Origin of the sequence: Terrabacter sp. 2TAF16, assembly GCF_052115065.1 — a bacterium.
In the GTDB taxonomy this organism is placed as follows: Bacteria; Actinomycetota; Actinomycetes; order Actinomycetales; family Dermatophilaceae; genus Terrabacter.
Map to the genome: position 1 here is coordinate 121,618 of NZ_JBFRFZ010000011.1, position 19,037 is coordinate 140,654.

A 19,037-nucleotide genomic window follows, 5' to 3' on the forward strand; every position below is an offset into this window, starting at 1 on the left:
AATGGTTAGCAGAGGTAATGAGTTAGGCTAAGTACCACCAGACTGCACTTCCGAGGATCCGCCCTTGACTGCCAAGAACCCCGTCATCCGGCTCTCCAGAGCCGAGCTCGTCTCGCTCTCCAACGACATCCGACTCGCCTGCATGCGCATCTCGCGGCGAGTCCGTTTCGAGTCCGACCGTGAGCTGCCCCCGCACCAGTTCTCCGTGCTCTGCCGCCTCGAGGCCACGGCCCGCACCAACAGCGAGCTGGCCGACATCGAGCGCGTGTCCGCCCCGAGCATGAAGCGCACGACCAATATGCTCGTCGAGCGCGGCTACGTCGCCCGGGCCGACGACCCCACCGACGGCCGACAGGTGATCCTGTCGCTGACCCCCGAGGGCCGCAAGGCGCTCAAGCGGATCCGGAAGCACCGCGACGAGTGGATGCTGTCGCGCTTCGAGCAGCTCACCGACGACGAGCGCGAGCTGCTCCAGCGGGCCGCCGCGGTGCTAGCCAAGGTGGCCAGCGAATGAGCCCCACCTTCCACTCCCTCTCGATCCCGAACTACCGCATCTACGCCTCCGGCGCGATCGTCTCCAACGTCGGCACGTGGATGGGGCGCGTGGCCCAGGACTGGCTCGTCCTCACCGTCCTCACCGACCAATCCTCGACGGCGCTCGGCATCGTCACGGGACTGCAGTTCCTGCCCTTCCTCATCCTCGCGCCGTTCGCGGGGATGCTCGTCGACCGCTTCCCCAAGCGGCGCATCCTCTTCCTCACCCAGACGGCGCTGCTCGTCACCGCCCTGCTGCTCGCCGTGCTCACCGCGGCCGGGGTCGTCGAGCTGTGGCACGTCTACGCGCTCGCCTTCCTCCAGGGCGTGGCGACGGCCGTCGACAACCCGGCCCGGCAGACGTTCGTCTCCGAGATGGTCGACACCGAGCACCTGCCCAACGCCGTCGCGCTCAACAGTGCCTCGTTCAACCTCGGCCGGCTCGTCGGGCCCGCCGTCGCCGGCCTCGTCATCGCGTGGTTCGGCATCGCGCCCGCGCTCTACGTGAACGCCGCGACCTTCGTCTTCGTCCTCGTGGCGCTCCTGCGGATGAACACCAGCCTGCTGACGCCGTCGCCCAGGGCCCGAGGCAAGGGGCAGATCCGTGAGGGTCTGCGCTACGTCAAGGGACGGCCCGACCTCGTGCTCATCATGGCGCTCGTCTTCGTGCTCGGGACGTTCGGGATGAACTTCCAGCTGACGATGGCGCTCATGGCCACCAAGGTCTTCGACAAGGGTCCGGGGGAGTACGGCCTGCTCGGCTCGATCATGGCCGTCGGCTCCCTGACCGCCGCCCTGCTCTCGGCGCGTCGCGCCCGGCCCCGGATGCGGGTCCTCCTCGTCGCCCTCGCCGGCTTCACGGTGTCGACGGCCTTCCTCTCGACGGCGCCGAACTACGTCATGTTCGCCGTCATCCTCGTGCCGACCGGCCTCGCCGCCCTGACCGCGCTCACCACGGCCAACGCCATGGTCCAGGTCAGCGTCGACCCGGTGATGCGGGGACGGGTCATGGCCCTCTACATGGCGATCTTCATGGGGGGCACGCCCATCGGCGCGCCCGTCATCGGGTGGATCGGTGACGTCTGGGGACCCCGCTGGACGATCGCCATCGGGACCATCGCGGTCGGCCTCAGCCTCGCCGCGGTTGGACTCTGGGTCGCACGTCGGCAGAATGTCGCGGTGACCATCCAGACCCAGCGGCGCCCCCGACTCCGGATCCAGCTGGCCTCGGTGGTGCCCTCGGCCCCCGAGGTGACCAAGTGAACTTCAAGTTCCGCCACCGCATCACGGTCGCGGCGCTCGTGCTCTTCATCGCCATCGCCGTCATCGCCGCGTTCGTCAACCGCTGAGCCGTCGGGCGAGGCCGACCCGGGCCGGGTGCCTCTACCGTCCGGACCGACGTGTGGGCGGGCGCCGACGGGACCGGACCGCGTCCCTAGGATGGGCGTCTGCCCCACCCGTCGAGACCAGCGCGGAGGAGCCACCATGGCCGCCCAGAGGTTCGTCGACCTGCTCAACGAGCAGATCGGCCACGAGTACGCCGCCCACCAGCAGTACGTCGCGATCGCGGTCTACTACGACACCCTGACGATGCCGCAGATGGCAGCGCTCTTCTACCGTCAGGCGGTCGAGGAGCGCGACCACGCGATGATGATGGTCCAGTACCTCTTGGACACCGACTCGACGGTGGCGATTCCGGGCGTGGCCGCGCCGACCAACACCTTCGCCGACATCGTCGAGCCCGTCGAACTCGCCCTGGTCCAGGAGAAGCGCGTCAGCGACCAGATCAACGCGCTGACCGCCGTCGCCCGCGAGGAGCACGACTTCGCGTCCGACCAGTTCATGCAGTGGTTCATCAGGGAGCAGGTCGAGGAGGTCAGCTCGATGTCCGACCTGCTGACCGTCGTCGGGCGCAACCGCGCCGACGTCGAGAACATCGAGGAGTACCTCCGCCGCGAGGCCAGCAGCGAGGAGGCCGACGCCTCCGCGCCGCCCATCGCCGGCGCCGGCGCCGGCGCCGGCGGTCGCCCCGTAACGCGCGGCTGACGCCTGCCGCCGAGACGACGAGAGCGGCCGCCCGGACGGGCGGCCGCTCTCGCGGTAAGGGGTGCTGCTCGCCCGACGGGGTCGTTCAGCCGAGCAGACCTCCGGTGGGACACGTCACGACCTTGGTGTCGAGGACGCAGACGACCTTCGCAGTGAGCGGGTCGAGCACCCGGACGAGGTCCTTGGGGTCGCCGCTCAGCAGCGGCAGGTGCGGCAGGGCGAGCAGCCGCACGATCTCGGCCGGCAGGGTCGGCACGGGCACCTTCGGCACGGGCGGGAGCGGCACCGTGACCGATGGGAGTGGGACGCCGGGGCCCGACGGCCGCGGGATCGGCAGGCCAGGCGCGCCGGGCTTCGGCTTCGGGGCCGGCTTGGGCGACGCCGACGGCTTCGGTGACGCCGAGGGCTTCGAGGTGCTGGACGGTGCGGGTGACGGCTTCGCCGAGGAGCTCGGTGTGGGGCGTGCGCTCGGCGAAGCCGTCGAACGGGGAGCCGGCGAACCGGCATACGCGAAGCCCGAGCCCTCGGGGGTGGCCGAGCCGCTCCCGGCAGCGGGGCGGGCGGCGGGGATCGCGCTCATCGGGACCACGGCCACGCCGCGGCGGTACGCGTCGGCGATGGACAGCACCGTGCGCACGTAGGAGTCGGAGTGGTTGTAGCGCAGCACGGCGTCGTAGGCCGCACCGGGCTTGCGCAGGTCGGTGCCGCCCGAGCAGAGCAGGACGCCCGCGCCGGTGGTCGCGTCGGTCAGGCTCTGCGGGTTGGCGACCCCGTCGCCGTCACCGTCACGGCCCGCCATGGACCACGACGTCGGGATGAACTGCATCGGGCCGACGGCGCGGTCGAACGTCGTGTCGCGGTCGAGGGCACCGCCGTCGGTGTCGGTGATGCGGGCCGTGCCGCGGGACCCGTCGAGCGGGATGCCGATGATGCCGGGCCGGGCGATGCCGCTCGCGTCGAGGACGTTGCCGCCGAAGCGCGCGTGGTTGCTCTCGACGCGGCCGATGGCCCCGAGCAGGGCCCAGTCGATGCCGCACCCGGGCTTGATGCTGCCGAGGACGCCGGCCGCGCGCTGGTAGGCCGTGACGGCCACCGCGGGTATGCCGTTCGCGTCCAGGCGGACCGGCGCGAGCGAGTCGATCGCCGAGATCGCGCCCTTGGCCGGCCCGGCCACGTTCACGCGGGCGTAGTCCTGGGTGAAGGTCTGGTAGATCGGGGGCAGCTGCATCGGCGCGGGCGCCGGGCCGGCCTGCGGGTAGAGCGGGCTGCCCCCGGTGATGGCCTGGTCGGGCACGGTGATCGCCGACGTCGGTGCGACGGTGTCGCTGCCGCGGGTGGCGGCGAAGGCGATGCCGGCGGTCGCCAGGGCGATGACCGGCACGGCTGCAGCGACCCGGCGCGCGGTGGTGCCTGCGCGGACGATGCGGACCATGGTGACTCCTCGGATGCGACGGCCGCCTCCTTTGGCGGTCTGCACGGATCAACGAGGGACGTACCCAAAGGTCACGCGCTCACAGCGGGCGTGCGCGCCGAGGGCCAGCACCCGGCACACGGGAGCTGGCCCTCTGGGGACGCGCGCGGTCGGTCAGCCGAGTGCAGCGACCACGTGGTCGATCGCCTGCGTCAGCTTCGTGACGTCCTCGGGGTCGACGGCCGGGAACATCGCGACGCGCAGCTGGTTGCGGCCGAGCTTGCGGTAGGGCTCGACGTCGACGATGCCGTTGGCGCGCAGCGTGCTGGCCACCGCGGCGGCGTCGATGGAGTCGTCGAGGTCGATGGTGCCGACGACCTGCGAGCGAGCGGCCGGGTCGGCGACGTAGGGCGTCGTCCAGTCGGTCTGCTCGGCCCAGCCGTAGAGGCGGCTCGAGGAGTCCTGGGTGCGACCGGTCGTGAACTCGAGCCCGCCGTTGCCGTTCATCCAGTCGAGCTGGCTCTTCATGAGCGCGAGCGTCGAGAGGGCCGGGGTGTTGTAGGTCTGGTTCTTCAGCGAGTTGTCGACCGCGGTCGGCAGGCTGAAGAAGTCTGGGACCCAGCGGCCGGAGGCGGCGATCTCGTCGACGCGGGCGAGCGCGGCGGGGGAGAAGGCCGCGAGCCACAGGCCGCCGTCGGAGGCGAAGCACTTCTGCGGGGCGAAGTAGTAGACGTCGGTCTGGGTGATGTCGACGGGCAGGCCGCCGGCGCCGGAGGTCGCGTCGATGAGGACGAGCGCGTCGTCGTCGGCGCCCGCGACGCGCTGGACCGGGGCCATGACGCCGGTCGAGGTCTCGTTGTGCGGCCAGGCGTAGACGTCGATGCCCGCCTCGGCTCGCGGCGAGGCGAGCGTGCCCGGGTCGGCCTTGATGATCGTCGGGTCGCCGAGGAAGGGCGCCGCCGCCGTGACGTTGCCGAACTTGCTCGAGAACTCCCCGAAGGCGAGGTGCTGGGCGCGGTCGCGGACGAGGCCGAAGGCGGCGATGTCCCAGAACGCCGTCGAGCCGCCGTTGCCGAGGATGATCTCGTAGCCGTCGGGCAGGGAGAAGAGCTCGCGCAGACCCGCGCGGACCTCGCCGACGAGGTTCTTGACCGGTGCCTGGCGGTGCGACGTGCCGAGCACCGTGCGACCGAGGGAGCTGAGGTAGTCGATCTGCTCCGGACGGACCTTCGAGGGTCCGGAGCCGAACCGTCCGTCTGCAGGCAGGAGCTCGGCCGGGATGGTGATGGGCTGGGTCACGGCTGGTGCTTCGGTCACGGATTCACCCTTGCGAAGTGCGGCCACGTTACGGGCTCGTGGCGGACGTGTTGAGGTCGGATGACGCCGTTGTCACCGTTGACATTCAACCTCACGTGCCCACCCCTTGGACATCGCTGCTCGATGTGTGGACGCCCACACGGCGCGCGCGGCGGGGTGCGCGGTGGTTCGGGAGATGCGCCCCCGCACCAGGAGTGCGCGTTGGAACGTGCATCTCTGGCAAGAACGCGCACCCTCGGGGTGCTGTGTCATCCCTGTCCACAGGCCCGGAGCGCCGGAGGCGTCCGACGCACCACGATGAGGCGATGGATCTCGAGCAGCTCGCCCACCGCGACGTCGTCAGCGCTGCCCGACTGGGCGCTGCCGGCCACGGCCCGGCTGCCGTCGCGCGAGCCGTGCGCGCCGGCCTGCTGACCCCCCTGCTGCGCGGGTGGTATGCCGTCCGCCCGCCCCGCGACGCCCGTGACCTCCACTGGTTGCGCACCGTGGCGGCCTGGCACCGCTTCGAGGGGCGGTCTCTGATCAGCCACCAGTCCCTTCTCGTCGCCCAGGGCCTGCCCGACTACCGGCTCGACCTCGGGACCGTGCACCTGACGCGCCTCGGCGTGGGCCCGACGCGCCACGGACGCGACGTGAAGATCCACCGCTCGCTCCCGGCATACGGCGTCGCGCACGGCACCTCGGACGACCGGGTGGCGACCGCGGTCGGTGTCGTGCAGGCCGGGTTGGAGGGGGTGCCGCTCAGCGCCCTCGTGGCGGCCGACGCCGCGCTGCATCGAGGGCTGGTCAGCACCGAGCAGCTCACCGCAGCCTGCGAGCTGCTCGCGGGGTGTCGCGGGATCGGGCCGGTCCGCGCGATCCTGCGAGAGGCGGACAGCCGCATCGAGTCTCCCGGGGAGAGCGTCATCGGCCACCGGCTGCGAGCACTCGGCTACCGGCTCGAGCCGCAGTTCGAGGTGGCCACGGATGTCGGGGATCGGTACGCGGACTTCCGGATCGACGGCACGCGGGTCCTCGTCGAGTTCGACGGCGCCGAGAAGTACGCCGACAAGCGCGCAGCCTTCGGGGAGAAGCGGCGCGAGGATGCCATGCGGCGCAAGGGGTGGTTCTTCGCGCGCTACGTCTGGGCCGAGCTCGACGACGTCGCCCTCATCCGGGATCGCACCCAGGCAGCCATCGTCGACTCGCGACGTTGGGCAGCGTGAGCGCAGGTGTGCGCTCGTCCCGGAGGTGGGCCTTGAACCCAGGAGTGCGCGGTGCATCGCGCACTCCTGAGACCCGCGCGCACGCGTGGGTGCGCCCCGGTCCGGTGGGCGTCAGCGGACGATGCCGCCGAGCGACGTGCTCGTGAAGGCGCCGACCCGCCCGTCGTAGACGCGCAGCTCGCCGCCCGAGCCTCGCCCGAAGAGCAGGAACGTGCCGTCGGCGCGCGTCACGACGTCGGGGGCCGACGTGAAGGCCTGAGGTGTCCCGACGAGGAGGCTGCCGCGCTGGACGACCGCGCGACCGTCGACCCCGTTGCCGACCGCGACGAGGGCTCGACCGGGCCAGGCGTCGCCGAGGGCGCGGTCGGACCACGCCGCGAGGTTGTCGCCGCGCTGGACCCAGCTGCTCGTCGCGGTCGTCGGGTAGAAGGTCCGCTCGTAGGTCGCACCGTTGGTGCCGCGGCCCGTCACGAGGATGCCGCCGCTCGCGGGGTTCGCCGACGCGGACAGGCCCGACGTGAAGACCCCGCCCGCCGAGATCCAGCCGCTCCACCGCGTGCCGTCGAAGTGCTTGCGCCAGGCCGATCCGGTGGTCGCGACGGCGAAGACGTCCATCGTCCCGTTGCCGAGCGAGGCCCCGTGCTGGGCGACGACGGTGCCGCCGAGGTTGGCCGACCCCTTGCGTATGCCGTCCTGGTACCACGTGTGGACGAGCTGCCTCGCGCTGTTGCGGGTGAAGAGGTCGACGCGTCCGGAGCGGGAGCTCGTCGCGGACGGTGCATCGGTGGAGGTGACGCCGGCCGAGATCCAGGAACCCCACGAGGCGCCGTCGTTGGTGCTGCGCTTGAACGACACGGCGTCGTTGGTGCCGCGGATGAAGGTCGTGACCTGCGACCCGGTGCGCGCAGCGGTGACGCCGACGGGCGAGATGAGGCTGCCGCCGGACCGTCTCGGCACCGTGGCTCTCGGGGTGATGCGGACGATCTTGTCGTCGGTGCCGTTGGAGGTCGTGAACCACAGCGCCCCGTCCGGCCCGAGCTGTACGGCGCGGATGCGGCCGTAGCCCTGGGCGATCGCCATCCGGGTCACCGTCGCGGGGCGGGTCGTCGTGGGGGACGGGTTGAAGCGCATGAGGTAGATGCCTTGGCCCTTGAGCAGGCCGACGGCGAGAGCACCCTGCCACTCACCCCAGGCGGAGCCGCGCAGGAAGGTGGCACCGCTCGTCGCCACGGTCGGGTCGCCCGAGGACCACATGGCGACGCGGGCGCTCGGGAACGTGCCGAGGTCGGTCATCGGGGTCGTCTCGTCGTAGCCGGGCACGGGGTCCCAGCCGTAGTTGCCGCCGCGAACCGAGAGGTTGATCTCGTCGTCGCGGCTCGTGCCGTGCTCGGCCGACCACAGCTCGGTCGTGCCGGGCCGCACGGCGAGTCCCTGGATGTTGCGGTGCCCGTAGTTCCAGACGTAGCGGGCGTTGCCACCGCGGGAGTAGAAGGGGTTGTCGGTCGGGATCGTGCCGTTGGCGTTGACCCGGAGCACCTTGCCGCCGAGCGAGCCGAGGTTCTGCGGGTTGGTCCCCGTGGCCGCGTCGCCGGTGCCGACGTAGAGCTTGCCGTCACCGCCGAAGCGCAGCCGGCAGCGGGAGTGGCGACCGCTCGTGACGGGCAGCCCCGTGACGACCGGCGACCCGTCGGAGACCGCGGTGGTGTCGGCGATCAGTCGCCAGCGCAGGACGCGCACGTCGAGCGGGTTGCCCGCCGAGTCGCGTACGGCCTGGCAGGTGTAGAAGCGCTTGTTCGTGGCCGCGGCGGGGTCGGAGACCATGCCGAGCAGGCCGCCCTCGCTGTTGACGTACAGCGAGGGGAAGCCGGAGATGGCGACGCGTCGAGGGGCGTTGCTGCCTCGCTTGCTCCAGACCTGTCCGGCGCGCAGGTCGTACAGCATGAGGTCGCCGACCCACGTGATGTCCCACGGGTAGCTGAGGCCGGACACGACCGTCGTGACCTGGAGCGTCGGCGCCGCCTCGGCCGTGGGCTGGACGGCGAGCGCACCTCCCGCGACCAGGGCGCCGACGAGGGCGATCGATCCTCGGACTCGCAGTCGCTGCACCATGGTGACTCCCCGACTCGGTGACCTGCTCGCTCTGCTCGCGAGGCTACGCGCGAGCGGGCAGGTCCGCGCGTCGAGAGATCTGCGGGACGTCGGGTGCGGCGACCGTCGCTCAGTGCCGGTCACCACTCGAGTGAGCGCCGAGTCCCACTCGAGTGAGCGCACGCTCGAGTGGCCCCGTCGTCCCACCTGCCACACGCTCCTGGGACGCCGCGCTCACTCGACTGGTGCGAGGCGCTCACTCGGGTGGCCGCGTGGCCCCGGCGGTCGCATCGGTCTCAGTCCCGGGTGTGACGACGGGGCCACTCGACGGGGTGGGCCCGCTGTCAGTGGGAGATGTCGGGCGTCCAGCCGGCGACGTCCTCGGGCTTGCGCGGACCCTCGCCGATGTAGCGCGACGACGGCCGGATGAGCCGGCCGGTCTGCTTCTGCTCGAGGATGTGCGCGGACCATCCGGCCGTGCGCGCACACGTGAACATCGGCGTGAACATCGACGGCGGGACCTCCGCGAAGTCGAGGATGACGGCGGCCCAGAACTCGACGTTCGTCGCGAGCACCCGGTCGGGCCGGCGGGCGTGCAGCTCGTCGAGCGCGGCCTTCTCGAGGGCGGCCGCGGCCTCGAAGCGGGGCGCACCGAGGCGCTCGCACGCGGAGCGCAGCACGCGCGCGCGGGGGTCCTCGGCACGGTAGACGCGGTGGCCGAAGCCCATGAGGCGCTCGCCCTTGTCGAGGACGCCCTTGACGTAGGTCGTCGCGTCGCCCAGCTGCTCGACCCCGTCGAGCATGTGGAGCACGCGGGAGGGCGCACCACCGTGGAGCGGACCGGACATCGCCCCGACGGCGCCCGAGAGCGCGGCGGCGACGTCGGCGCCGGTCGAGGTGATGACGCGGGCGGTGAACGTCGAGGCGTTCATGCCGTGCTCGGCGGCGGAGACCCAGTAGGCGTCGACGGCCTCGACGTGCTTCGGGTCGGGCTCGCCGCGCCAGCGGATCATGAAGCGCTCGGTGATGGTGCGGGCCTTGTCGACCTCGCTCTGCGGGACCATCGGCTTGTCGAGCCCTCGGGCCGACTGCCCGACGAACGACAGGGCCATGACCGCGGCGCGGGCGAGGTTGTCGCGCACCTCGTCGGCGTCGATGTCGAGCGTCGGCTTGAAGCCCCACACCGGGGCGAGCATGGCGAGCGCGGACTGGACGTCGACGCGTACGTCCCCGGTGTGCACGGGCAGGGGATAGGGCTCGGCCGGCGGCAGGCCGGGGTCGAACTCGTTGTCGACGAGCAGGCCCCACACGTGGGCGAAGTCGACGTGCCCGACGAGGTCGTTGATGTCGACGCCGCGGTAGCGCAGCGCCCCACCCTCCTTGTCCGGCTCTGCAATGGTCGACTCGAAGGCGATGACGCCCTCGAGTCCTGGCTTGAAGTCGGGGTCGGGCGTGCTGTCTGCCATGTGCGTCCTTGCTGTGCAGGCGGTACCACCGCGGTGTGGAGGCCGCAGCCGGGATGCGGACGGTGGGCGTCGGTCCCGGCTGACAGACTCACCGTATGCCGTCAGCCGCCGACCAGACCGTGTTTCGTGACGCCGTGTTCGCCACCCGAGACCAACATCACGACGCGGTCCGCTTCGAGGGCACCGACTTCACGAGGGCCCACGCCGAGGGCCACTCGTTCCTCGAGTGCTCGCTGCTCGGCGGCACGCTCGACGAGGCGCACCTCGGGGGCTCGCGCTGGTCGGAGTGCGAGTGGGAGCGCGTGGGCGGCGTCGGCGTGACGCTGGCCGAGGCGAGCCTCGTCGAGACGACCATCGAGGGGTGCCGGCTGGCCGCGGTCTCCGCCTGGGGCTCGACGTGGCGCGACGTCACGGTGCGTGGCGGCAAGGTCGACTTCCTCAACCTGCGCGGCGCCCGGCTCAAGGACGTCGCCTTCGTCGACTGCGTCGTCGTCGAGCTCGACCTCCAGGAGGCCACCGTCGACGGTCTGACCTTCGAGGGGTGCACGCTCGTGTCACCGACCTTCGGTCGCGGGACGTATGCCGCCCTCGACCTCTCGGGGGCCACGCTCCGTTCGCCGGTGGGTCTCGCCGGGCTCAAGGGCGCGACCATGAGCCGCCCGCAGGTCATCGACCTCGCTGACGCGTTCGCGGCCGAGCTCGGGATCCTCGTCGCCGACTGAGCGCAGGGGCGGCTGAGCACGGTGCGGCCCCGCGCGGGCGTCAGTTGATCTGGTTGGGCTTGGCCCGACGCAGCGCCGCGGTGGCGGCGTCCTTGGCGCGGTCGGTGGCCTTGACCTTGTCGTCGGGCCGGATCCGCTTCGTCCGGTCGGCTCGCTCGACGAGGGCCGACAGCAGCATGTCGGTCTCGGGGTGGACGCCGACCGCCTCGTCACCGCTGAAGACGACCCAGTGGGCGACGTCGCCCTTGTAGACCTTGAGGATGCTGCCGTCGGCGAGCGACTTGGCGTGTGCCATCGCCTGGCGGCGGGCGCGTTCGCTCGAGATCGCCTTGTTGGCGGCCTCCTTGGCGGGTTCGCGCAGCGCCTGCGTGGCGACCCAGATCTGGGGGCCGTACTTGATGCCGAGCTTGACGGTCTGGGTGACGAGCTTGCCCTTGCCTGCCATGGTTGGTGACTCCTCACAGCGCCCCGGACGGGCCGGGGCTGTCGCCGGGACCGCGCGCGCCGTGGCCTGACGTCCGCGCGGACCTTCTCGGGCCAACCCTAGTGTGGGGTCATGGACAGCTCATCTCGCGAGCCGGCCCGGGAGGGCCTTGCCGCCGTACGCCGCGTCGACTACTCCGGCGACGGCCTCGTCGAGTCTGACGTGGCCGCGTCGCCCTACCTGCAGGCCAGGGCCTGGGTCGATGCCGCGCTCACGGCGGCCGAGGAGCGCGACGACGTGCCCGAGCCGACCGCCATCTCGGTGGCCACCGTCGACGCGACGGGCGCGCCGGACGTGCGCACCGTCCTCATGCGCTTCTTCGACGAGCGCGGCCCGGGCTTCGTGACCAACCTCGGCTCGGCCAAGAGCGAGCACCTGCAGTCCAACCCTCGTGTCGCGGCGGCCCTGACCTGGCCGGCCATCTACCGCGCGATCCGCTTCCGGGGCACGGCAGAGCTCGTCGGCCGCGACGAGGTCGAGGCCTACTTCGACGCCCGGCCCTACGGCTCGCGGCTGTCGGCCTGGGCGTCGGACCAGTCGCGCCCGGCCGCCGACCGGGCCGAGCTCGAGCGCAAGTGGCAGGACGTGCTCGAGCGCTTCCCCGACACGGGCAGCGACCACGACGTGCCGGTGCCGGACTTCTGGGGCGGGTGGCGCATCGTCTGCGACGAGGTCGAGTTCTGGGCCGGGCGGCGCAACCGCCTCCACGACCGGATCGTCTTCCGCCGCACGGGCGACGGCGACCTCGCCGACGCCGACTCGTGGACGCGGCTGCGTCTCCAGCCCTGAGTCCCGCCCACACCCCGGACACGGAACAGGGCAGCCCGACGAGTCGGACTGCCCTGCTTCATCCATGGTGTGGATGGGGACGCGGCTATCGCGTGGCCACCTCACACGCTCCGGAAGAAATCACTTCTCGGATCACCTCCCTTCGGTTTCGATGTCACGACCGTACGTCGGGGTCTGACGGGCGGCAAGACCTTTTACGAGGGTTGTCCGGCGGGGCCGTCGGGGCCGTCTGAACCGCCGGGCTGCCCCGGTCGGTGCTGCTGCGGGTCGGTCGGCAGCGGGTCGTCGGTCGTCGTGCCGCTCGTGCCGCCAGCACCTGCGCCGGCATCGGCTTCGGCGCCGGCTTCGGCGCCGGCATCGCTGCGGGTCGGGTCGTCGGCGCTGGTCCGACGTCGACTGATCCGGGCGAAGGCGACGACCGCGGCCACGACTGCGACGAGGACCAGCGCCACGACGACCATCGGGCCCCAGGCCGCGTCCGGCGGTGCCGTGGCGTCCATCGGCCGGGCCGCGGCCAGTCCCACAGACACGGGCAGCGTCATGGCCCCACCTCGGCGTCCGGGGCGACCGCCGCGGTGGCCTCGGGCCTCAGCTCCGCGCCCCGTGACCCGCCGCCCGCCGGAGGGAGCGGCGTCGGCGGTGTGGGGGTCGGCGGGGTCGGCCCGGTCCCCGAGCCGGAGCCGTCACGGCGGTCGGCCGAGCGGGAGGGCGAGGACAGGCTGCGGGCGCCCACGAGCAGGGCGAGCAGCACGGGCAGCTCGAGGTAGGCGTGATAGCTCGCCAGGGCGGCATACAACGTCTTGCCCTGGGCGAAGTCGAGACCGAAGAGGACGGCGAAGAGTGCGGCGGCGACGAAGCCGACGGCCCACAGCCGCGGACCGGTCACCCACGGCACGCGGGCCTCGAAGGCCGCCGAGGCGTCCGGAGCGACGCGGGGGAGCAGCGCCACCCACACGACGTAGTGCATCGTCTGCATGAAGGCGAAGACGGTGAGGAAGCGCATCCCGAGCACCGTCGCCGCGGCGCTCGGCGGGGCGCTCGCGGCGAGGATGGTCTGGCCGTCGCCGACGACGCTGCGCACGATGCCGGGGTCGGCGCTGAGCCACCCGTCGAGGAACCCGAGCAGGACCACCGCCGGGATGGCGACGACCCACAGCAGCTGCACGGCCCGGAACGCCTGCCGCCCGCGACGCGAGGTGATCCGGCGCGACCACTCCCAGAGGAAGAAGAGCGGCACGACGTTGTGCAGGTGGGTCAGCACGACGAAGTGGTACGTCGGGAAGGTCAACGAGACGGCAGCCGCGGCACCGATGAGGACCCAGGCGGCGACCCGCCGCCGGCCGTCGAGCCCGTGACGGGCGGCAGCCGCGAGGATGACGTAGCCGAGCACGATCTCGGCGAGCAACGCGGGCCGCCCGACCACACCGGCGAGGAGCCGGCAGACCACGATGCCGGTGACGAGTGCGGCGAGCAGCTCGAGGAAGGGCCGCCCGAGGAGGCTGGCGAAGCGGCCCGCGACGTAGCGGATCTCGAGGAGGTTGTGCAGGATGCCGAAGAGGATGAGGCCGATGACGGCGGTCGCGATCGGCGCCCCGACGGCGATCGCGAGCGAGAGGCAGACTGCCACCAGCACGAGGAGCGTGATGGTGCTCGAACGATGCACCGCGACGGCCGGGTCGGGCGCGTCGGTCACGGAGCCGCCCGCTCGGGGCCGCGCGGTCACGAGGTGAGCCCCGCTGCGCTGCACGCCCTGGCGCTGACGCTGGCCGTCGAGGTGCCCGTGCTCGTGTCGTTCGCGCGCGCAGCGGGCTGGGCCGGGTGGGGCCGCGCGCTCGTCGGCGCGGTCGGCGTCAACATCGTGACCCACCCCGTGCTGTATGCCGTGTCGACGGGCTTCGGGTCACCGTGGCAGCTCGTGGGGGCGGAGGTCGCCGTCGCCGCCGGGGAGACGGCGCTCCTCGTCGCGGGGTGGCGGGTGCAGGCGCGCGAGGACGCGATGACGGTGGCGCTGGCGGTCGTCGCCGCCAACGCCGCCTCCACCGCCATCGGTCTGCTCGTCCTCTGAGTCCTGGCCACGGGCCAATGCTTTCGTCGGCTGGTCGGCCCGGCCACCCGAGTAACCCGATCGTTAGGGTCCTGTGGCGTGACCGAGATTCAGGGGGACGGCGCGGAGGGACGCAGCGGCAGCCTGCGCGCCATCGCGCTGTCGGCCTACGGGCCCACTCTCCTGGGCTCGACGGGCGCGGGCGCGGTGTCCCCGATCATCGCGGTGTCGGCACGTGAGCTCGGCGCCTCGGTCGGCGTCGCGGCGCTGCTCGTCGCGATGCTGGGCGTGGGCCAGCTGCTCGGCGACCTGCCGTCCGGTGCCCTCGCGGCCCGCATCGGTGAGCGCCGGGCGCTGCTCGTCGCGGCCGTGATCGAGGCCATGGGCATGCTCGTCGCGGCTCTGGCCGGCGGTCTCGTCTTGCTCTTCGTCGGGGTGCTCGTCATCGGGCTCGCCGGCTCGCTCTTCGGCCTGGCCCGGCAGGCCTACCTCACCGAGGCGGTTCCGGTGGCGATGCGGGCACGGGCCCTGTCGACGTTGGGTGGCGTGCACCGCATCGGCTACTTCGTCGGCCCCTTCATCGGATCGCTCGTCATCGCCAGGTGGGGGACCGAGGCGGCGTATGCCGTCGGCGGCGTCGCGAGCATCGCCGCGTTCGTCCTCGTCCTGCTCGCGCCGGACATCACCGGCTCGGCGCATCGGATCGGGGGCGGCGGACCGCCGCGCAGCGTGGCGTCCGTGCTCCTCCAGCACCGGCACGTCCTCCTGACGCTCGGCACCGGTGCCATGTGCGTGGCCGGGGCGCGCGCCATCCGCGAGGCCCTCGTGCCGCTGTGGGCCGAGTCGGTCGGCTTCTCCCCGGCGCAGACGTCGCTCGTCTTCGGGGTCGCCGGGGCGCTCGACATGGCCCTCTTCTACCCCTCGGGCTGGCTCATGGACCGCCACGGCCGGGTCGCGGCCGCCGTGCCCAGCATGCTCGTGCTCGGCCTCGGCATGATGCTGCTCCCGCTCGCCACGAGCCTCGTCGCCGTGACGGCCGCGGCGACCGTGCTCGGTCTCGGCAACGGCCTCGGGGCGGGGCTCATCATGACCCTCGGCGCCGACGCCTCGCCCGCGGACGGACGGGCGCAGTTCCTCGGCGGTTGGCGGCTCTGCGCGGACGTGGGAAGGGCAGCGGGCCCGCTGGCGTTGTCAGGGCTGAGCGCCATCATGTCGCTCGGCGCCTCCTCCGTCGTGCTCGGCGTGGGTGCCGTGGTCGGGGCGGGCTGGCTGCGCATCTGGGTGCCACGGCACGACCCGACCCGACGCGCGAGGACCGGGCCGACGCCCGGGCCACTCACGGGCGGTCCCTGACCGCTCTACGATTCTGAGAAGGTATGACCGTGACGGACCTGATCGACACCACCGAGATGTACCTGCGCACCATCTTCGAGCTCGAGGAGGAGGGCATCGTGCCCCTCCGCGCGCGCATCGCCGAGCGTCTCGGCCACTCGGGCCCCACCGTGTCGCAGACCGTCGCCCGCATGGAGCGCGACGGGCTCGTCGCGGTCTCGGGCGACCGTCACCTCGAGCTGTCCGACCACGGCCGGCTGCTCGCGACCCGCGTCATGCGCAAGCACCGCCTCGCCGAGCGGCTGCTCGTCGACGTCATCGGCCTCGAGTGGGAGTACGCCCACGACGAGGCCTGCCGCTGGGAGCACGTCATGTCCGAGAAGGTCGAGCGCAAGATCCTCGGCCTCATCGGCGAGGGGCTCGAGTCGCCCTACGGCAACCCCATCCCCGGTCTCGAGGAGCTCGGGGTGCGCCAGGACGAGGACTTCCTCACCGGCCTCAGCACCCTGACCGCCGCCGTGGGGGTCGCGCCGACGGTGGTGACGATCCGTCGCATCGGTGAGCCCGTCCAGGTCGACCCGGAGGCGCTCGCGCTGCTGACGAGTGCCGGCGTCGTGCCCGGCGCCCGCGTCGAAGTCGTCCGTGACGGCGGACGGGTCGTCGCCGTCCGCGAGGGCAGCGAGCCGTCCACGGGCGTCTCCCTGCCCGACGACGTGGCCGTCCACGTCTTCTGCCAGGCCGCCTGAACACGCCGTATCCGGCAGGGTTTGCCCCGGTTTGCCGGGTCGTTTTGGCAGGCCTTGCCACACCTCGTCCGGCCCCTTCCGGAGGTCGCTGAAATTTCTTTGACTTCCGGGAACTCGAAGGTGACAAGGCACTCCTACTTGGGTACGGTGGGCGAACTTGCTCTCCCCGTCGAGTGAGTGCCCCGGGTCGGACCGCCTAGTCCTGCCATCGACCTGAGGCTCAGTACGAACCGCATGGCAGGAGCGGGGGAACCACTTTCTCCGGGCGTCGAGAGACGCCCTCGGGGTGAAGCCCTCCGTGGACCGAGACCGGTCCGAGCGAAGGCCGGGCAGTACCTCCAGCCCGAACCCGACAGCTCACCTCGTAGGCGTCGAGAGGTCAAACGTGGCTCAGAACGTTCCCGGGCGCCACCGCGCCCCCGGTCGCTTCAACGCGATCTCGGAGCTCAAGACGATCGCCAAGGAGTCGGCCCAGCCCGCCGTGAAGGGTGCCGCCATCGTCGCGGCCTCGGGTGGTCTCGTCGCTTCGTTCGCCGGCACCGCGAACGCCGCTGACGGCTCCGCCAGCACGGTCGCCGGTCCCGCGGCCGTCGGCCCCGCCGTCGGCACGCTCAAGGCCGGCAACGCCCTGTCGGCGATCGGCTACGCCAAGCCCGCCCTCAAGCAGGCCTCGGTCAAGCCGGTCGTCATCGAGGACGTCCAGGTCAAGTCCGAGCGCGCCGCGAAGAAGGCCGCCGAGAAGGCCGCGGCCGAGCGTGAGGTTACCCAGCAGCGCGCGTCGCGCTCCGGCTCGACCACCCGGGTGGCCCTCAACGTCGCGCCCAACCCCAGCGCCACCGGCATCATCGGCATCGCCCAGTCGTACTTCGGCGTTCCCTACGTCTACGGCGGCACGACGCCCTCCGGCTTCGACTGCTCCGGCTTCACGTCCTACGTCTACCGCCAGGCCGGCATCTCGATCCCGCGCACCGCGTCCGCGCAGGCCGCGGCCTCGACCCCGGTCAGCAACCCGCGCCCCGGCGACCTCGTCTTCTTCGGCTCGCCGATCTACCACGTGGGCATCTACGTCAGCCCGGGCCGCATGATCGACGCCCAGCGTCCCGGCACCGTCATCGGCAACCACTCCATCTGGACGACGCCGTCGATGTACGGCCGCATCTGAGCGGTCACCTCTCACGCCACACGCTGCGCCCCCACCGGATCCGGTGGGGGCGCAGCGCTTTCCGGCCCTGTCGGCCACCGTGGTTGACTGAGTCGATGACCGATCAGCCTGCTGCCGAGTCCACGACCATGATCGAGCTCGACCTCTGGAGCGACCTGGTCTGCCCTTACTCGTGGGTCGCCAAGCGCCGTGTCGAGGCTGCCGTCGCCGCCTTCGAGCGGCCGCACGACGTCACGGTGCGCCTGCGCTCCTTCGAGCTCGACCCGGACGTCCCGGTCGGTGGCTCCGTGCCCGTCAGCGACCACCTCTCGGTGCGCCACGGCGGCGACGCGGGCGCTGGCCGGCTCATGAACGCCAAGGCCAGCGAGGTGGCCGAGGCCGACGACCTCGTCTTCGACTGGGACCGCGCGGTGCGCGCCAACACCTTCGACGCGCACCGGCTCTGCGCCCTCGCCGGCGAGATGGGAGGCCCCGCGCTGCGCTCCGCGGCGGTCGAGCGCTTCCACTCCGCGCACTTCGGCGAGGGCCTCGCCATCGACGACCGTGAGGTCCTGCAGCGCCTCGCCGGCGAGTGCGGTCTCGACGAGCGGCGGGTGTCGGCCGTGCTCGCCTCCGACGAGTACGCCGAGCAGGTGCGTGAGGACGAGCAGCAGGCGCGCTCCATGGGCGTGATGTCGACGCCGTTCGTCGTCGCCAACGGGTATGCCGCCGTGACCGGAGCGCACCCGGTCGAGGACTACCTCGCGCTGCTGCGCGGGGTGGCCACGCAGACCCTCTGAGCGCGGACTCGCAGGCAGGGTGCCCGGCCCGACGGGCCGGGCGGACGGCATACGCCCTCGGTCAGGAGGGCTGGTCCGCGGCCGGGCGGCCGAAGGAGACCGCGTCGTCCACGGCGGGTGGGGCGTCGGCGCGCAGCTGGTGGTCGGGGAGCGGGCCGAGGGCGTCGTTGACGGTCGAGAAGGCCCGGCGCAGCGCGACGAAGACCGTGATCGCGAAGATCTGCCGGTCGTCGAAGCCGGCGGCGCGCAAGGGCTCGAGGTCGGCAGGGGTGGTGGCGTTCGGGGTGCTCGCCACGGTCCGGGCCCAGGTCGCCAGGGCGGCGTCGGCGGCGTCGAGGGGCTCGTCGTCTCCGCGGAGCACGGCGCCTGCGACCTCCTCGCCGGCAGCGGTGGCGAGGCGGCCACCCCACGCGAGCGCGCAGTAGGAGTCGCCGATGGTCGAGGCGGTCGCGGCGATGAGGATGCCGCGCTGCCGGAAGCTCAGGCCGGCGACGGAGACCATGTCGGCCAGGAGCGCGAAGAGCGTGTCGTGGGCCGCTGGCGACTGCGCCCAGACGCGGCTGAGGTTCATGACGTAGCCGTGGTCGGTGACGTCGCTCGCGAAGTAGGCCTCGAGCTCCGGTGTCAGAGCCGGTTCGCTGAGGAAGCCGTGGCTCGGGTCGGTCGCCGTCATGTGCTGCTCCTGGGGTGACGGGTCGTGGAGTCTCTATGGTCGCACGCAGGTCCGGGTCGGATCCGGCTCTTGGGCAAGCCCGCCCGGGCGTCGGTAGGTGTGTCGCAAACGCACGCAAATCACCCGGCACGCCGCCAACCCTGTACATCCGAGGGCATGTCGCGCCATGATTCGGTCCCTCGCGCGTCTCCAGGGGAAGGATGCGTGAGGTGCGTTGCTGACGCGCCGACAGGCCGGGG

General features: G+C 72.2%; 19 protein-coding genes and 1 riboswitch. Of the genes, 11 read left to right on the forward strand and 8 right to left on the reverse strand.

Annotated elements, in window-relative coordinates; all coding sequences use genetic code 11:
• The first annotated feature begins 64 nt into the window (after positions 1-64).
• From AB4Z14_RS17130 to AB4Z14_RS17140, 3 genes are all read left to right on the forward strand, one after another.
• A complete protein-coding gene (locus tag AB4Z14_RS17130; protein ID WP_442276251.1) occupies positions 65-514 on the forward strand; it encodes a MarR family winged helix-turn-helix transcriptional regulator in 450 nt (149 codons plus the stop codon).
• Positions 511-1,797, forward strand: a complete 1,287-nt coding sequence (locus AB4Z14_RS17135) for an MFS transporter (RefSeq protein WP_442276252.1) — start codon at positions 511-513, stop codon at positions 1,795-1,797. The genes AB4Z14_RS17130 and AB4Z14_RS17135 overlap by 4 nt, the downstream gene beginning before the upstream one ends.
• A gap of 222 nt (positions 1,798-2,019) precedes the next feature.
• Complete coding sequence (locus AB4Z14_RS17140) at positions 2,020-2,580, forward strand: ferritin (RefSeq protein ID WP_442276253.1); 561 nt, start codon at positions 2,020-2,022, stop codon at positions 2,578-2,580.
• A gap of 85 nt (positions 2,581-2,665) precedes the next feature.
• Here AB4Z14_RS17140 and AB4Z14_RS17145 read toward each other — a convergent pair whose 3' ends face one another.
• Positions 2,666-4,012, reverse strand: coding sequence for a lytic transglycosylase domain-containing protein (locus tag AB4Z14_RS17145; RefSeq protein ID WP_442276254.1), 1,347 nt, complete (start codon positions 4,010-4,012; stop codon positions 2,666-2,668).
• A 153-nt stretch (positions 4,013-4,165) separates the two neighbouring features.
• Complete coding sequence (gene serC, locus AB4Z14_RS17150; RefSeq protein WP_442276277.1) at positions 4,166-5,290, reverse strand: phosphoserine transaminase; 1,125 nt, start codon at positions 5,288-5,290, stop codon at positions 4,166-4,168.
• Positions 5,291-5,613: 323 nt separating this feature from the next.
• Here serC and AB4Z14_RS17155 point away from each other — a divergent pair, with 323 nt between their 5' ends.
• Positions 5,614-6,513, forward strand: coding sequence for a hypothetical protein (locus AB4Z14_RS17155; RefSeq protein ID WP_442276255.1), 900 nt, complete (start codon positions 5,614-5,616; stop codon positions 6,511-6,513).
• A gap of 111 nt (positions 6,514-6,624) precedes the next feature.
• On the opposite strand, the gene AB4Z14_RS17160 is transcribed toward AB4Z14_RS17155, so the two are convergent.
• Positions 6,625-8,622 (reverse strand): PQQ-dependent sugar dehydrogenase, encoded by a 1,998-nt coding sequence (locus AB4Z14_RS17160; protein ID WP_442276256.1) that lies wholly within the window; start codon positions 8,620-8,622, stop codon positions 6,625-6,627.
• A gap of 323 nt (positions 8,623-8,945) precedes the next feature.
• On the reverse strand, positions 8,946-10,067 hold the full coding sequence (locus tag AB4Z14_RS17165) for a citrate synthase 2 (protein ID WP_442276257.1): 1,122 nt from the start codon (positions 10,065-10,067) through the stop codon (positions 8,946-8,948).
• A 95-nt stretch (positions 10,068-10,162) separates the two neighbouring features.
• Here AB4Z14_RS17165 and AB4Z14_RS17170 point away from each other — a divergent pair, with 95 nt between their 5' ends.
• A complete protein-coding gene (locus tag AB4Z14_RS17170; protein ID WP_442276258.1) occupies positions 10,163-10,789 on the forward strand; it encodes a pentapeptide repeat-containing protein in 627 nt (208 codons plus the stop codon).
• Between the two features lie 40 nt (positions 10,790-10,829).
• On the opposite strand, the gene AB4Z14_RS17175 is transcribed toward AB4Z14_RS17170, so the two are convergent.
• On the reverse strand, positions 10,830-11,234 hold the full coding sequence (locus AB4Z14_RS17175; RefSeq protein WP_442276259.1) for a hypothetical protein: 405 nt from the start codon (positions 11,232-11,234) through the stop codon (positions 10,830-10,832).
• A gap of 111 nt (positions 11,235-11,345) precedes the next feature.
• Here AB4Z14_RS17175 and pdxH point away from each other — a divergent pair, with 111 nt between their 5' ends.
• Positions 11,346-12,062 (forward strand): pyridoxamine 5'-phosphate oxidase, encoded by a 717-nt coding sequence (pdxH, locus tag AB4Z14_RS17180; protein WP_442276260.1) that lies wholly within the window; start codon positions 11,346-11,348, stop codon positions 12,060-12,062.
• Positions 12,063-12,256: 194 nt separating this feature from the next.
• Here pdxH and AB4Z14_RS17185 read toward each other — a convergent pair whose 3' ends face one another.
• Together AB4Z14_RS17185 and AB4Z14_RS17190 are read right to left on the reverse strand one after the other, a co-directional pair.
• Positions 12,257-12,604 carry a hypothetical protein gene (locus AB4Z14_RS17185; protein ID WP_442276261.1) on the reverse strand — a complete coding sequence of 116 codons (348 nt, stop codon included), beginning with the start codon at positions 12,602-12,604 and terminating at the stop codon, positions 12,257-12,259.
• The gene (locus tag AB4Z14_RS17190; protein WP_442276262.1) at positions 12,601-13,755 is read right to left on the reverse strand and encodes a hypothetical protein; all 1,155 of its coding nucleotides are present in this window, start codon (positions 13,753-13,755) and stop codon (positions 12,601-12,603) included. Before AB4Z14_RS17190 ends, AB4Z14_RS17185 begins: the two co-directional genes overlap by 4 nt.
• 33 nt (positions 13,756-13,788) lie before the next feature.
• Here AB4Z14_RS17190 and AB4Z14_RS17195 point away from each other — a divergent pair, with 33 nt between their 5' ends.
• The 5 genes from AB4Z14_RS17195 to AB4Z14_RS17215 all read left to right on the forward strand — a co-directional run bounded on the left by AB4Z14_RS17195 (position 13,789) and on the right by AB4Z14_RS17215 (position 18,125).
• Positions 13,789-14,127, forward strand: a complete 339-nt coding sequence (locus tag AB4Z14_RS17195) for a hypothetical protein (RefSeq protein ID WP_442276263.1) — start codon at positions 13,789-13,791, stop codon at positions 14,125-14,127.
• Positions 14,128-14,205: 78 nt separating this feature from the next.
• Positions 14,206-15,459, forward strand: a complete 1,254-nt coding sequence (locus AB4Z14_RS17200) for an MFS transporter (protein WP_442276264.1) — start codon at positions 14,206-14,208, stop codon at positions 15,457-15,459.
• Positions 15,460-15,488: 29 nt separating this feature from the next.
• The gene (locus AB4Z14_RS17205; RefSeq protein WP_442276265.1) at positions 15,489-16,184 is read left to right on the forward strand and encodes an iron dependent repressor, metal binding and dimerization domain protein; all 696 of its coding nucleotides are present in this window, start codon (positions 15,489-15,491) and stop codon (positions 16,182-16,184) included.
• Positions 16,185-16,391: 207 nt separating this feature from the next.
• Positions 16,392-16,567: riboswitch (cyclic di-AMP (ydaO/yuaA leader) on the forward strand.
• Positions 16,568-16,569: 2 nt separating this feature from the next.
• The gene (locus tag AB4Z14_RS17210; RefSeq protein WP_442276266.1) at positions 16,570-17,346 is read left to right on the forward strand and encodes a C40 family peptidase; all 777 of its coding nucleotides are present in this window, start codon (positions 16,570-16,572) and stop codon (positions 17,344-17,346) included.
• A 95-nt stretch (positions 17,347-17,441) separates the two neighbouring features.
• The gene (locus AB4Z14_RS17215; RefSeq protein WP_442276267.1) at positions 17,442-18,125 is read left to right on the forward strand and encodes a DsbA family oxidoreductase; all 684 of its coding nucleotides are present in this window, start codon (positions 17,442-17,444) and stop codon (positions 18,123-18,125) included.
• A gap of 61 nt (positions 18,126-18,186) precedes the next feature.
• Here AB4Z14_RS17215 and AB4Z14_RS17220 read toward each other — a convergent pair whose 3' ends face one another.
• Positions 18,187-18,798: a hypothetical protein gene (locus AB4Z14_RS17220; protein ID WP_442276268.1), complete on the reverse strand. Its 612-nt coding sequence runs from the start codon at positions 18,796-18,798 to the stop codon at positions 18,187-18,189.
• Positions 18,799-19,037: the final 239 nt, after the last annotated feature.

Bases quoted from the DNA above. Each gene is read 5' to 3' on its own strand.
- AB4Z14_RS17135 (WP_442276252.1), top strand. From the start codon at position 511: ATGAGCCCCACCTTCCACTCCCTCTCGATCCCGAACTACCGCATCTAC.
- AB4Z14_RS17185 (WP_442276261.1), bottom strand. From the start codon at position 12,604: ATGACGCTGCCCGTGTCTGTGGGACTGGCCGCGGCCCGGCCGATGGAC.
- pdxH (WP_442276260.1), top strand. From the start codon at position 11,346: ATGGACAGCTCATCTCGCGAGCCGGCCCGGGAGGGCCTTGCCGCCGTA.
- AB4Z14_RS17170 (WP_442276258.1), top strand. From the start codon at position 10,163: ATGCCGTCAGCCGCCGACCAGACCGTGTTTCGTGACGCCGTGTTCGCC.
- AB4Z14_RS17215 (WP_442276267.1), top strand. From the start codon at position 17,442: ATGACCGATCAGCCTGCTGCCGAGTCCACGACCATGATCGAGCTCGAC.
- AB4Z14_RS17140 (WP_442276253.1), top strand. From the start codon at position 2,020: ATGGCCGCCCAGAGGTTCGTCGACCTGCTCAACGAGCAGATCGGCCAC.
- AB4Z14_RS17175 (WP_442276259.1), bottom strand. From the start codon at position 11,234: ATGGCAGGCAAGGGCAAGCTCGTCACCCAGACCGTCAAGCTCGGCATC.
- AB4Z14_RS17160 (WP_442276256.1), bottom strand. From the start codon at position 8,622: ATGGTGCAGCGACTGCGAGTCCGAGGATCGATCGCCCTCGTCGGCGCC.
- AB4Z14_RS17145 (WP_442276254.1), bottom strand. From the start codon at position 4,012: ATGGTCCGCATCGTCCGCGCAGGCACCACCGCGCGCCGGGTCGCTGCA.
- AB4Z14_RS17155 (WP_442276255.1), top strand. From the start codon at position 5,614: ATGGATCTCGAGCAGCTCGCCCACCGCGACGTCGTCAGCGCTGCCCGA.
- AB4Z14_RS17220 (WP_442276268.1), bottom strand. From the start codon at position 18,798: ATGACGGCGACCGACCCGAGCCACGGCTTCCTCAGCGAACCGGCTCTG.
- AB4Z14_RS17165 (WP_442276257.1), bottom strand. From the start codon at position 10,067: ATGGCAGACAGCACGCCCGACCCCGACTTCAAGCCAGGACTCGAGGGC.